Source organism: Candidatus Pantoea floridensis (assembly GCF_900215435.1).
Lineage (GTDB): Bacteria > Pseudomonadota > Gammaproteobacteria > Enterobacterales > Enterobacteriaceae > Pantoea > Pantoea floridensis.
The window spans coordinates 4,395,784-4,409,457 of record NZ_OCMY01000001.1 but is presented as its reverse complement, the minus strand read 5'-3'; the positions used below and the strand labels follow the sequence as shown (position 1 = coordinate 4,409,457).

At 44.0% G+C, this 13,674-nt stretch carries 14 protein-coding genes; 13 read left to right on the top strand and 1 reads right to left on the bottom strand.

Annotated elements, in window-relative coordinates; genetic code table 11:
• From CRO19_RS20675 to CRO19_RS20650, 6 genes are all read left to right on the top strand, one after another.
• The coding region (locus CRO19_RS20675) for a M91 family zinc metallopeptidase (protein ID WP_320204506.1) at positions 1 to 437 on the top strand (437 nt) is incomplete at its 5' end.
• A gap of 11 nt (positions 438 to 448) precedes the next feature.
• Entirely contained in the window at positions 449 to 1,090 is a 642-nt protein-coding gene (locus CRO19_RS20670; RefSeq protein ID WP_097097542.1) for a M91 family zinc metallopeptidase, read from the top strand.
• Positions 1,091 to 1,110: 20 nt separating this feature from the next.
• Complete coding sequence (locus CRO19_RS20665; RefSeq protein ID WP_097097541.1) at positions 1,111 to 1,746, top strand: M91 family zinc metallopeptidase; 636 nt, start codon at positions 1,111 to 1,113, stop codon at positions 1,744 to 1,746.
• 57 nt (positions 1,747 to 1,803) lie between these two features.
• The gene (locus tag CRO19_RS20660) at positions 1,804 to 3,021 is read left to right on the top strand and encodes an MFS transporter (RefSeq protein WP_097097540.1); all 1,218 of its coding nucleotides are present in this window, start codon (positions 1,804 to 1,806) and stop codon (positions 3,019 to 3,021) included.
• 119 nt (positions 3,022 to 3,140) lie between these two features.
• A complete protein-coding gene (locus CRO19_RS20655) occupies positions 3,141 to 3,773 on the top strand; it encodes a M91 family zinc metallopeptidase (protein ID WP_097097539.1) in 633 nt (210 codons plus the stop codon).
• A gap of 9 nt (positions 3,774 to 3,782) precedes the next feature.
• Positions 3,783 to 5,327: an HrpF/NolX family T3SS translocon protein gene (locus CRO19_RS20650; protein ID WP_097097538.1), complete on the top strand. Its 1,545-nt coding sequence runs from the start codon at positions 3,783 to 3,785 to the stop codon at positions 5,325 to 5,327.
• Between the two features lie 95 nt (positions 5,328 to 5,422).
• On the opposite strand, the gene CRO19_RS20645 is transcribed toward CRO19_RS20650, so the two are convergent.
• Positions 5,423 to 5,959, bottom strand: a complete 537-nt coding sequence (locus tag CRO19_RS20645) for an RNA polymerase sigma factor (protein WP_097097537.1) — start codon at positions 5,957 to 5,959, stop codon at positions 5,423 to 5,425.
• Between the two features lie 237 nt (positions 5,960 to 6,196).
• Between CRO19_RS20645 and sctW the strand changes: the two genes are divergently transcribed.
• The 7 genes from sctW to CRO19_RS20605 are packed head-to-tail and all read left to right on the top strand — an operon-like array spanning position 6,197 to position 13,673.
• Entirely contained in the window at positions 6,197 to 7,351 is a 1,155-nt protein-coding gene (gene sctW / locus CRO19_RS20640) for a type III secretion system gatekeeper subunit SctW (protein ID WP_097097536.1), read from the top strand.
• The gene (gene sctV, locus CRO19_RS20635; RefSeq protein WP_097097535.1) at positions 7,348 to 9,480 is read left to right on the top strand and encodes a type III secretion system export apparatus subunit SctV; all 2,133 of its coding nucleotides are present in this window, start codon (positions 7,348 to 7,350) and stop codon (positions 9,478 to 9,480) included. Before sctW ends, sctV begins: the two co-directional genes overlap by 4 nt.
• Positions 9,473 to 10,363: an FHA domain-containing protein gene (locus CRO19_RS20630; protein WP_097097534.1), complete on the top strand. Its 891-nt coding sequence runs from the start codon at positions 9,473 to 9,475 to the stop codon at positions 10,361 to 10,363. The genes sctV and CRO19_RS20630 overlap by 8 nt, the downstream gene beginning before the upstream one ends.
• Complete coding sequence (locus CRO19_RS20625) at positions 10,357 to 11,709, top strand: FliI/YscN family ATPase (RefSeq protein ID WP_097097533.1); 1,353 nt, start codon at positions 10,357 to 10,359, stop codon at positions 11,707 to 11,709. Before CRO19_RS20630 ends, CRO19_RS20625 begins: the two co-directional genes overlap by 7 nt.
• On the top strand, positions 11,693 to 12,142 hold the full coding sequence (locus tag CRO19_RS20620) for a hypothetical protein (protein WP_097097532.1): 450 nt from the start codon (positions 11,693 to 11,695) through the stop codon (positions 12,140 to 12,142). Before CRO19_RS20625 ends, CRO19_RS20620 begins: the two co-directional genes overlap by 17 nt.
• On the top strand, positions 12,139 to 12,660 hold the full coding sequence (locus CRO19_RS25950) for a hypothetical protein (RefSeq protein WP_141400266.1): 522 nt from the start codon (positions 12,139 to 12,141) through the stop codon (positions 12,658 to 12,660). The genes CRO19_RS20620 and CRO19_RS25950 overlap by 4 nt, the downstream gene beginning before the upstream one ends.
• Positions 12,657 to 13,673 (top strand): FliM/FliN family flagellar motor switch protein, encoded by a 1,017-nt coding sequence (locus CRO19_RS20605; RefSeq protein ID WP_097097529.1) that lies wholly within the window; start codon positions 12,657 to 12,659, stop codon positions 13,671 to 13,673. Before CRO19_RS25950 ends, CRO19_RS20605 begins: the two co-directional genes overlap by 4 nt.
• Position 13,674 lies beyond the last annotated feature (1 nt).

The following is a 13,674-nucleotide window of genomic DNA, read 5'->3' as shown; positions in this document are numbered from 1 at the left end:
ATTCCTCTTGCTACCCTCAATTAACTAAATCTCAACTCATTAAATATAATGAATACAGAGATAATGATAAAGACTGGAGTAATAAAGTTGCATCTCATATTTCAAATTCACCATCAATACAAGGGCTTGGAGAGGGTGTAAGCTCTAATGTATTCTGGAATAAATCAGTCTCAATTTATATTGATTCAAAAGGCGAAAATTATATTAAGAATGATGGTGTAATTTCCTTTATCTCCTTAGCGCATGAACTCAACCATGCATATTATCTTTTGAAAGGTGATTACCTTTCACATCCTGTTGATGAAGAAGATACGCCTATTTTCGAGGAGTATCGGGCAATGGGGGTGCATCAATATGAGAACATCCCTTACTCTGAAAATGCTATTAGGCGGGAACATAACATTGAACTAAGAAAGAATTATTATATGAATGATTAAAAGGAGTTCAGATGCTGATAACAAATAGTTCTTATATGCCTAATGTTGAAATTCATCATCATAATCAGGATGAATTAAAAAAGACAGAGGCAGCATTAAAGAAAATTGGTTCTAAGCTTAAAGGTTTTTTGATGTTGAGTGAAATCAACAATATGGCTCAGGGACAAACTAAGATAAGAATCATTCCGACATTATATGGAGAAAGCACTACATCATCAGCTTTAACAGAGTCACAACGAAAAATATTCCCTAATCCTGATCCTGATAACATTTCTTCCCAAAAATGGGAGGATAGCATAGGGAATCGGATTAACTCAATACATGCAATTGGAGGTAATGAGACCGGAACAAGCGCTATAGTAAACTGGAATATTCGCGAATATGTTCATATAAATAACAGTGGAGATAGCATTGTTTCAAAAAATAGTAAATATTCTTTTGTCACACTTGCTCATGAACTTGTTCATGCTTACTGGATCATGAGAGGTGAAGGCTTAGTGGTCGGGGTAGACAGTAATGGTATAGCTAATATGGAAGAATGGAGGGCGATGGGGATCAATAATTACTATAATGAAATATTTAGTGAAAACAGTATTCGTCAGGAGCATGGTTTACCAATGCGAATCAGATATATTCCTTCAAATATTTCTTAACTGATTTAGAGGTAATCAAAATGATTACGCAAAGTGCCTTATTCAAAAATTTCACTATTGAATATTCTGAAGAAAGACAGTTTAAACTTGCAGAATATGCATTATCAAAAATTGGCTCAAAGCCAATAGGATTTTCGATGTTAATCGAAATGAATAACATGGCTAAAGGTGAAACAAAAATAAATATTTTCCCTAATAAGGAAGGAGGGTCTGCTACAGGGATGATGTTAACAGAAAGTCAGTTTCAAAAATATCCAAACATATCAAATCTTCCAGATGTGAAATGGAAGATCGAACGTGCAAAAACAATTGTTGCTGATAAATCGATAGGAGGTGAGGGCCAGCCAACGAGTGCTTTTATTGTCTGGAATACCAAAGAAGCTAATTATGTAAGTGATACCGGAAAAAACGCAAGAGTTGAAGATGAAAAAATGTCTTTTGTCACACTTGCTCATGAACTAGTTCATGCTTACTGGATCATGAAAGGGAAAACTTTAGGAATTAAACCTGATATAAATGGCGTTCACAACATGGAAGAATGGAGAGCGATTGGGATAAACAATTTTCTTAATGATAGGTTCACTGAAAATAATATTCGTCGTGAACATGGGTTGCCTCTCAGATTGCAATATGCGGGAGAAAACTTTATTCGATAAATTCTTTGTGTATCGTCATGACCTTAAAAAAATTAATATCACAACTCTGGAGCAATTGTGACTGAATCAGATAATCTATTCTGGAAACGTAATCTTTTTATTTGCATGATTGGTGCGTTTGCGACAACTGTCGGATTAACCATCATGCTTCCTTTTCTCCCATTATATGTTAATCAGCTTGGCATTGTTGAACAGGATAAAATCATTCGCTGGTCTGGAATTGCTTTTAGTGTGACCTTCCTTTCAGCGGGTCTTGTCGCGCCGATATGGGGAAGGTTAGGTGATCGTTTTGGCCGAAAAACGATGCTTATACGCGCAAGTCTCGGACTCTCTATCATTCTCTCTTTGATTGGGTTTGCTACTAACGTGTATAACCTCGTTTTAATGCTGTTCCTGGTTGGTCTGGCTGGTGGTTATGGATCTGGTTCAACGATTCTTATTGCTGTTCAGGCTCCTCAGGAGCGGTCTGGTTGGGCGCTGGGTATGGTCGCATCAGGCGTAATGGCGGGAAATCTAGCTGGACCTTTGTTAGGGGGTATTCTTGCACCGTTGATCGGCATTCGTGAAACGTTCTGGTCTGCCGGAGGTTTTATCTTTATTGCATTCCTCTTAACCCTCTTTGGAATCAAAGAAGAACATAAACCTAAAACCAAAACCGAGCGAAAATCGAAAGGGATTATTGGTAAGCAGGATAAACCTGTAATCCTTGTAATGCTGATTTCAAGTATGTTTCTGATGATAGCGAACCTTTCTATCGAACCTATCATTACGATCTTTATCAGCTCAATTGAGTCGAATGTTGATAACATTACTTTTATGTCAGGTCTCGTTCTGGCTGCTTCAGCTCTCGGATCTGTTTTATCGGCGTCGGTATTAGGCAAAATAGCCGATAAAATGGGACACGTTGAGGTCATCATAGGAGGAATGTTTATCGCTGGACTCCTCATCATTCCTCAGGCGTTCGTTACATCTGGATGGGAGTTGGTCCTGTTGCGGTTCCTGATGGGAATTGCGCTCGGAGGATTGTTGCCTTGTACCTCAGTCATTATTCGACAGAAAGTTGCTGTTGAGAATGTTGGAAGTGTGCTGGGTTACTCGGTTTCAGCAAAGTTCATCGGTCAGTTCATTGGTCCATTCCTCGGGGGAATGATAGGTAGTCATCTCGGGATCCGATATGTGTTCATTCTGACAACAGTCGTTATGTTCGCTGGCGCAATTCTGAATTTAATTTTCGTCAAAAAAACATTCAAAGATGTTTATGAGAGTCATGAATAGTCATGTTAAGCCCTATCTCGTCCTTGAAACAAAACTAAATATGACATTATGTTAGCCAAAAGTGCATTGTAGAAGATTTGTTCAAGTCAAAATAGAAGAGGCATGTCTGACAGAAAATTATGTATATACAAAGTCGTGTTGTACCAAACCTGACGATTGAAACCTCCAATCCTTATCTTTATAAAAAAACAGAATCAGCACTTTTCAAAATCTCAGCAAAGCCGATTGGTCAGGCTCTTTTAAGAGAAATCAATTCACTTGCTAGAAATGAAAGATGTGCATTTGTGATTCCAGATGAAAGCTTCGATTGCTCGGCAAAACCAATGCTGACATATTCTCAATTAAAAACATATGGTCCCCCACCAATTGATGAAGACGAAGATAAATGGAATATGTACAAAGCTATTGAACTCGTCACTTCAACCCAAAAAGGAGGTAAGGGGGTCGGAACGACAGCTGTCAGTTACTGGAACCCAAATGAATTCATTCATATCGATCTCTTTGGTCACTCTCATAAGGTGATCAATCAATATAGTTCATTCCTTTCTCTTGCACATGAACTTATTCATGTCAGAAATATTTTAAAGGGTGACGTCTTGATAAATTCTGAAGGTGGATTATCTCGAATTTTAGAGGAAGAGTACCGAGTATTGGGTTTACCTCCCTATCATGATGAACCTATAACAGAAAACAAAATCCGCTTAGAACATGGTTATCCTTATCGGTTCGATTATCAGCATTTAGATAATTAGAGGCTCAAGATGAAAATCTTAACATCGACAAATGAGAATGTATTTCAGAACGATAGTCTTCTAACTGGGCCACCAGCTGAAGAAGCTTTTCCTCAGAAGGCACAAACCAATGTTATCGACTTTACCTCTGTTTCTTCTCAGCAAAGTTTAAACCAAATCCTCCAGCCGAACGTTCAAGGGTTTATTACCGCTAATGACGCTGGATCAACTCTTACTGATTCGTCCTCTGAAAGTGGGATGTCTTTTGCGGATGTTGTGACGACACTCGGTCGGCATGACGGTTTATTGAAAAAGGCAATGACGAAGGAAGATTTACAAAAGCTTGAATCCGATCCTGATACACCATCAGATATGAAAGCCGCTCTTCAGATACTATTGAATAATCCTGCTATGTTTCAGGCGATAGACAATGCAACGCCTGATAAAGTCGATGGCAAGATCGCCGCAGGGGACATCGATGCACTACGCAAAACGCCTGCTTTTATGCAATATGCCTCTCAGCTTTCAGAATCCTATACTCACGATTACATTCCTTCTGACGCTCCTACAGGTTCACCGCCTCAGGAAATGACGGCAAACGATGCTGCTCGTGAACTCTATCTTTACTCGCAGAGTCTGCCAAAACAGCTCAGCCTTCAGACTCTGAATGAGATTGCAAACGGATCACAACCGCTTGATAAGTGTCCTCCGCAGGTCGCCGCAGCTGCCAAATATTTCACTGATCATCCTAACCAATGGGCAAACCTGACAGGGATGAGTGACCCGACAAAACCTGAATCCCGTGAAGCTTTATGTGATCAGGTTTCTTATTCGGTAAAACTCACGAAACCCGAAAGTGACGCGCTTCAGACTGTTAAAGACAACGAGGATATTTTTTTTAAGAACGGGAGCCTCACACCTAAGAAACTCAAGGACATTGCTAAAGATCCCAATAATTCTCAGTCTGTAAGAGACGCGGCAACATTGTTAAGCAAACCGAATTCAATGTTGTTTTCGATGCTGGACAATGGCAAACATCACGCGGGAGGCAATTTCTTTAATAAATCCAATGATGAGAAAATCAGTAAAGGTGATCTCGATGCTTTCATTGCGCATGGTTCTAACCAGGTAGCAGCCGCGCCAACGCAGGCGAAAACCGATACACCGACACAACTGAAAGCAAAAGCGGATATGGACGCCGGTCAGGAAACCCAGCCTGATAAGAAAAAAGAAATGGGAGGCGGCTTTTTCAAAATGTTCGACATTCTTGGATGGATTGGAACGGGTTTATCGATATTGATCCCAGGACTTGGAGAGGCTGCGTTAGGGGCGGGTGTTGGAAAAGCAGCTGTTCAGGCTGGTGTTGAAGCGGGAATGAAAGCAGGGATGGAAGGCGGTGTGAAAGCCGGATTCTCAGCAGCGAAAGAGGCTGGAATCGCAGCGGGTAAAGAAGCGAGCAAGGCAGCGGAACAGGCAGGAACAAAGGGGATTGGCTACGCTGCTGGAACAACAGCTGAACGAGGCGGTAAAACAGGAGCGGAAGTAACGGTTGAACATGAGTCTCAACGGAGTTAAAAAGTAAATGTCAGACCAACTGACAGTTCAACAAAAATCACGCGCACGCTAATGCTTCAGTTAATAAAGGGAGAACACTGTTCTCCCTTTTCTGTTTACGGTTCCCAATGAACATATTTCCTGAGAAAAATTCGCAGTCGGGATAAACGTGATCGAACAGTCCCGATAGGGATGGCGAGCTTGTTCGCAAGTTCCTGATAGCCGATGTCGTTTTCAATCAAGACTTTGAGCATTTGCTGATATTTTTTCGGCATGACTGAGAATTTTTTAACGGCTTTCATCAGGCATTCTCGGGCTGAAAGAATATTTTCAGGTTCGTCTTTTTCCTGGAATTCGCGATCAAGCGCGTCTTCAGGTGCAGCGGTCAGCGACCGAATCTGAGAGTTCTTATAGTAGATTTTGATCAGGTTCATGGCTATCCCAAAAATCCATGTTTCCGGTTTCGATTCGCCTTTGAACTTGTCTTTATGGATAAGCACTTCAAGCCAGGTTGTTTGAACGAGATCATCAACGTCAGCAAAATTGGTGACGCGTTTTCGAATAAAACTCTGAAGGTTCTTTTCGTTCTCGATCATGATCAAGCCCCAGTCAATAAGGGGTTTCGCGATAGCCTCTTCAATCAACGTTTCCATCTTACCTCCTGATTTATGTCAATCAGATTTAGCAATCGCTATGCCAGCTATTTTTTTCTTTTAAATGATTGAATTTAAAATGAAAGGGAAGAAGAGAAGGGTTCAGAATTTGCCATTTATGGCAAATTTTCAGCAGGACAGCCGCCAAATTTGGCAATATCAGAAGATGAAAATATTTCGGAACTGAGTTCGCTGTTTCTTTACCTATAACCAAAGGGAAAAAGAAGGAAAGTTCCGATGAACATGAAAATTCACCACACCCCAGTTCGACATTTTGAGGTGGCAGAAAAAGAAGAGGCGATAGAAGAACTCGGGAATATTGGGAAGGGTGATTCAACCGTTAAACCTGGTCATGAAACGACACACGCAGAACGCCTTAAAAAAGAACAGGCGTCTCATGTTGCTGAACATTCACTTGCACAGGAAATCGATCAACATCGTGCGAAAATTGAAAAACAACAACAGATAGCCAGGTCGAGGCGTGGAGGGTATTCACTCAGGTTCACTCATATTGAACAGATCAGTGAATTACTTGAGGGTGGTCATGATGAAGAACAGGCAAAGCGAGAGGACCGGATTAAAGCGATCCTGGAGGAATCGCCTGAACATAACCACTTCACAGCCATTCTTGAAACGATTGATGATGATCCGGCTTCAGCGTATGCAACATTGAGCCTCATGGCGCTAAAGCTTCAGGATAACCACCAGCCCCAACTTCTCGCGAGTATTCAAACTGTTTTAGACAAACTCAGTCATGAACATGGTGCTGAGGTCACAGCCGGAATGAACACGGCGAGAGCTTTCGCCACTCACTCAACTGATAAAACCCAAAAACGCACGCTTCGAAAACTTTATTATGATGGTGTTGTGGGTCAGCAAACCTCAGATTCTGTCATGGATCTCTTACTCTCAAAGTTCGGCGTTGAGGGATATTTACCGGCGCTCAGAACGCTTCAGAGAGCGTTAGCAGATGACATCGCCGCGTTATCACCCTCTATCCCCCCGATGGCCTTACGCCGTTTACTGAACGGCCTGAACGATACACGCGTATTGAGTAACACAATCACTGAGGTGAGTGAGTTCTTAACGCGAATGTCTTCGACTTTCAGAGATGTGAAAATGTCTGTCGATAAGATGACACGAACTCTTCTCGGGATGTGCCGAAATGGTTTTTTTTCAAACCAGCTCATTTCGCTGGGTCTTGAAACTATCGGAGAGGATTCTCAGCGTCATCCGTTTTATTTCAATCATCTGTTAAGACTGATTCAGCGACTACCAGAGAACGTCTGGGGCGATAACGGCAAACATCGTGATTCGGCGATCAGGATGATTCGCGCGTTAAACGGCGAACTGGCGCAAATGGAAAAAAATCGGTTAGGTCAAATGCAATGAACCAGCTCTTTAACTTTCTCAATAAAGTCGCTTTTCATGCCATGCAGCGATCAGAAATCGTGGGTGGGTTCATTGCGCTTTCCGTTGTGTTCATGCTGATTATCCCGTTGCCATTGCCGCTTATCGATATTCTGATTGCCACCAATATCAGCATGTCATGCCTGTTGATCATGAACGCCATGTTTCTTCCCAAACCGCTCGCGTTTTCAACATTCCCGTCTGTTCTCCTTCTCACGACAATGTTCAGACTGGGTCTCTCAATCTCCACCACGCGTCAGATTCTGCTTCAACAGAATGCAGGCCATATCGTTACAGCCTTTGGAAACTTTGTGGTGGGTGGAAATCTGGCGGTGGGGCTGGTGGTGTTTTTGATTCTGACGGTGGTGAATTTTCTGGTCATCACAAAAGGATCGGAACGAGTCGCGGAGGTCTCAGCGCGGTTTACGCTCGATGCCATGCCAGGAAAACAGATGTCCATCGATTCTGATTTGCGAGCGGGTTTAATCAGTGCGGATCTGGCTCGGAAAAAACGCGCAGACTTACAGAAAGAGAGCCAGCTTTTCGGGGCGATGGATGGAGCGATGCAGTTCGTGAAAGGCGATTCAATGGCAGGCATTGTAATTCTTTCCATCAACCTGATCGGCGGGTTTTGTATTGGCGTCCTCCAGCTGGGGATGACAGCGGGCGAATCGATGCATGTCTTTTCCATTCTGACCATTGGCGATGGCCTGATTGATCAGATCCCGGCGCTGCTGATTTCCCTCACCTCGGGAATGATGATAACGCGGGTATCAGGTAATGAGGAAAACTTTGATCTCAACATTGGCAAAGAGATAACCCAGCAACTGACCAATCAGCCTAAAGCCTGGATTATGGCGGGGGTAGGCATGTTTGCATTTGCGATACTACCAGGGATGCCCACATTCGTTTTTCTTTTCCTGGGAACCGTGACTATCGGAAGTGGCGGGTTCCAGTTCTGGCGGGATAAAAGAAACGCCTCAACAAACCAGCATGAAAAAATGTTGGTTCCTGAGGAAAACGGAGAAAACGACCTGAGAACATTCAATCCAGCACGACTGTTTACACTGAGCTTTCCGGCAGGTCGCGAGCGTGATCCGCACGTAATCCAAATAATTGAAGAAATCCGGCGTATCAGGAACCGAATCGTCAATCAGTTTGGTTTCACCTTACCTGTTTTTAATATTCAGTTCACAACCGCTCAGCGAGAGGACGAGTTTCGTTTTCTGGTGTATGAGGTTCCGAAAGTCATCGCGACTATCACCCAATCAAAACGCGCTGTTGAGCGAATTGGCTATGTCAGACAGCTTGAGGATAAATCCACTTTGCCCGCTGAAACAGATGGGCTTGAAGAGGATTTTATCTGGCTTGAGAACGAGGATGACTATCTTAGAGCGGGAGAGGTCAGCTGGAGTGGCAACGATCTGTTACTGGCAAAAATGGAAGAGGCGTTGTTTCAATCAGCGCCTCGCTTTATTGGAATGCAGGAAACTCGCGCTATCGTTTCATGGCTTCAATCCGATTTGCCTGAGGTTGCCCAGGAATTTGAACGCGTCTTTCCAGTTGCGCGGTTATCTAACGTTCTGCAACGGCTGGTGGCCGAACGGATCTCGTTGCGGGTCATTCGAACTATCGTTGAGAGCTTACTAAGAAACGGCAGTGAGCGAGACACAGGAATGTTAATCGATCAGGTCCGAATCGACATAAAAGAGCATATCTGTTACCAGCACAGCAACGACAGAGAAGGGATCATTGCCTGGTTACTCGCACCAGAGACCGAGGAAATCCTTCGCGAGGCACTACGTCATACGAACACCGATACCTTTTTTACGCTCGACAGAGACCGGATGAAAATCTTTATCGATCAGATTAGAGGGGTGTTCCCGCCTTATCGGTCCATTAATCAGGGTGTGATGTTGGTTGCCCAGGACCTCCGCGCCCCGCTCAGAACTCTCATTCAAAACGAATTTAATCATGTGCCGGTCCTCTCTTTTTCGGAGCTGGAATTTAACTTGCCGGTCAACGTAGAGGGACGGATAGACATTAATCAGGATCTGATTGAGGGCAAGGGTCAGGAACCGGAGAACGAAAGTGAGGAAGACGATGTTTGAATTACGGGTGTTAAACGGTCTTCATGAGGGAGCCGCGATTCCGCTGACGGGTGAGAGCTGGTCACTGGGTAATGATGAACAAAACGATCTCCAGCTCTGTGACGAGGCGATTAAATCCTTACATGCCAGGCTCAGGAAAACCGAACAGCTTTGGGAACTCTTGCCAGGAGAGGGAGACGTTTATCTGAGCCAGGGCAAGGCGATTAGAGAAACGCTTTCCCTCGATCTTAATCAGCCTTTCCAGCTTTCCGGTGTCTGGCTGGTGGTGAGTGATGCCGATTCTCCCTGGCAAAAAAACGGGCTTATTCCGCTTGATAAAAACGGGAACATTCTTACGAAATCCCTGACAGGTAAATTCGATTTCCTGTCACGCTTCGCAATCCTTATCCGGCCTCTCATTATTTTGTTCTGCCTGCTGCTGATCGGTCTTGCAGTGGCCGGTTTCTGGTCAGCGTCGAAAGTCGAGCCTAAACCTCAGAATCTGAAACCAGTTCTCTATGATGCGGAGGGATTACGGGCAGTAGTTGACCGAAAGCTTCAGGAACGCGACCTGTCATCGGTGGTGAAGGTCGAGGGGGATCATCAGGGCGTTTGGCTGGTGGGGAGCGTTACTCAGATTCAGTCAGACATCATCAATCGCCTCATGATTCTGATGAATAAAACCTATTCAATCAAAATTCCTTTTGTGAATCGCACAACTTTGAAAGTTTTATCGCTTCCTTTTCGTATTGTGCAAATCACAGCGGGGAAAGGGGCAAATGTGGTTATCGATAACGGGAAACGGTTATTTATCGGTGACAGAGAAGGCGATTTCACATTGTCCAGAATCACAAAAACGGCGGTGGAATTCACCGGACCTCAGAACATTACAGTGAAATGGTGATGACACGATTAGATGAATGGTTTGATGAAAACGAATCGCGATTTCAGCAACTGAACCCGGTTGAGGTACATGGTCGCATTACGGGTATTACTGGGATCCTTCTTGAGGCGAGTTTACCTGATGCAAGGATAGGCGATTTATGTCGAATCACTGGCAAAGATAACGTTCAGGTTTTGGCTGAGGTCGTGGGGTTCAATCCTGAAAATACACTCCTCTCCGCGCTGGGGTCACTTAACGGTATCGCGCAAGGTGCGAGAGTCACACCCCTTTATCAGCCTCATAAAATCTCTGTCAGCAAAAAATTACTCGGTTCTGTGCTGGATGGATTCGGGAGACCTCTTGATGACCAGTCAGTTTCAGCGTTTGCGCTCGATGGGGAACACGTTGAGGCTTATCCGGTTTTGCGCAGTGCGCCACCAGCCACAGACAGACCCCGCATTAATGAGGCGCTTTCGACAGGGGTAAGGGCGATTGACGGGCTGATAACGTTAGGAACAGGTCAGCGGATGGGATTATTTGCTGGCGCAGGTTGTGGAAAAACAACCTTGCTTGCTGAGGTGGCAAGAAATACGCCTTGCGATGTCATTGTGTTTGGTCTGATCGGCGAGCGCGGTCGTGAACTCGGGGAATTCCTGGAGCACGAGTTAGACGAAACGTTGCGTGAGAAAACGATTATGGTTTGTGCCACGTCGGATCGGTCAAGTATGGAGCGCGCTCGGGCTGCGTTTACCTCAACAGCGATTGCTGAGGCATTCAGGGAAGAGGGGAAAAGCGTTTTACTTATTATCGATTCCCTAACGCGCTTTGCTCGTGCTCAACGTGAAATCGGGCTTGCGCTCGGTGAACCGCCTGGTCGGGGCGGTCTTCCTCCCTCGGTATATACGCTGCTTCCAGGTTTGCTCGAACGCGCAGGGAAAACACATCAGGGGTCAGTCACCGCGTTATATTCCGTTCTCATGGAAGCGGATTCAACGAATGATCCGGTTGCTGATGAGGTTCGGTCTCTTATCGATGGACATATCATCCTGAATCGGAAGCTTGCTGAGAAAGGGCATTTCCCGGCGATTGATGTTCTCTCCAGCCTGTCACGCACGATGACCAATGTCGTTGACCCTGTCCAGACGCAGATGGCCAGAAAATTTCGTCAGCTCATGGCCGCGTTTTCCCAGGTCGAAATCCTTATTCGACTGGGGGAATATGAACCTGGAAGCGATTTATTAACTGATGTCGCAGTTAGATTACAGCCATCTATTAACAATTTTCTTCAACAGGGAAACCATCAGCCTGAACCGTTTATTCACATGCTTAATAAGTTGGAGGATTTAATCAATGAATCAGGATTATGAATTTGAAATTAAGCTCAAAGAGAATGAAATAGCAAAAACAGCACTGGTTATTTTGCCTTTACGGGAGCGCAAGCTTGTTAAACTGAAAAATCGATTAAAAGAAGAAAATGCGCGACTCGCAAAACTTCACAAGCTGATGAAGAAAGGGGAGAGACGCTTAACGATTTATCGTCATCAATATAAAAACGCGATTGAAGATTTCGCTAAACATCATACTGGCGTAATACTGATGCATGAAAAGCTTTTTCAGACGCTTGAGGCTGAAAAGCTTTGTCGAGCTAATCTGATGAATCAGGAAGCGGAAAATCAGGAGGTCGCTGAACATATTTTGAAACAGGGAATTGTGATTGAAAGTATAAATAAGGAAATAAAAGATTGTCAGAAGGAAATAGAAAAAATTGAAGTAATTCTGTCCGAAAAAGGATTGTTATGAAAACTTCTGTACATTGCTTTTCGCAACAACACGCTTCATCTCAACATAATCAGCTGTCTCAGCCAGCCCGACGACCTCAAAATCATCGGTTTAAACCCTCTGAAACGGAACCGCACAAAAAAGAGTCTGATGAATTTCGCTATTTGCTTAAGGGCGAACATCATAATCATATTGATGATTTCGATACATTCTGCTTCAAACTTATCGATGAACATCCATCTGAACCAACTGAGGAAACGCCTCAGCACCCCGTTTTTCATCCGATCATGTCTGATGTTCTGACCGAAATCGAAAAACAAGAACATCTCCCTGCTGAGTTTTCCCTGATCCTTCCTGGCTCAGGTGAAATCGTCGCAAAGATGCAACAAGGCGAATCAGGTGAAACGGTCATAGCGCTGGGATTTACTGACGAGACACTTTCGAAGCTGTTGGGTTTTGAAAAGCAGGGCGAAAATCTCATGTCTCGTCGCCTCGGAAAACCTGTGAGGCTCCAGTTCAAAAGGATTGAGGCGCTATGAAATTCAAGACTATCTCAATGAAAGAAGTTGAGATAAGAAACTGGATCGGCACAGGTCGAATAATATCACTCAACTCTCCTGATGATTTCCTGGTGATCAGAATGTGTGAGCTAAAAAGAGTCGATAACTTTTTGTCTTTTTCATCGGCCTGGGGAAATTTTTCACTTGCTGAACCGGGTAGATTTCTTTCGACAATCAGCCGTGCCTCTGTTTTTGAAGATGCTTTTATTGAGCCTGACGAATGGATTTTTGACCTCATCAACAACAGACTAAAGCCGCCATTCAGACAGCTTTTCTCACTTATCTCAAAAAATAACGTTACAGAATCGGTATTGATTGAAACAGAAATTAATTTGACAGAGAAGGGTGAAACCTCGGTTCATTATGCTCAACTAAGCATTGATCTCCTTGAAACGTGGCAATCGCTGGCCATCTTTAACCAGGTTCCGTCTCCATTTTCTCTGTCAATGCCCATCAACTTTCCCGTTATTGCAGGCCATCTTAAGTTGTCTCTGAAAGAGTGCCTTAACCTGAACCCTAAGGATGTTCTGATCCCTGCTATTCCTTTGATCTCGGTCAAAGGAGAGGGAGTTATTCGTATCGGAAAGACGGAATTGTATTTTGAGCTGGAACCAGAATCCGAGAATTCTCACCAATACATATTATCTATTACTGGAAAACAGGGACACAATCTGATGACCGATTATGATAGCGAGACTCAGCAATCCGGCAACGATACGCTAAACGAGAGAAAAGATTACCTTCAGGTTCCCTCACAGACTGGCTTTAATGATTTGCCGCTTGAGCTGACGATCCGTTGTGGAAACTTATCAATGACACTCGGCGAGCTGCAAAATCTTGACGCCGGTTCAACATTGCTTGTTGAGCATGTCACTCCTGGTGAGGCATTGCTTTGTCATGGAAACTATCTTCTTGCTAAAGGCGAACTCGTTAACGTAAACGGAGCCTTAGGCTTGCAGATTAAATCGATGTTCCGAGCCGTACCAGGTTAAC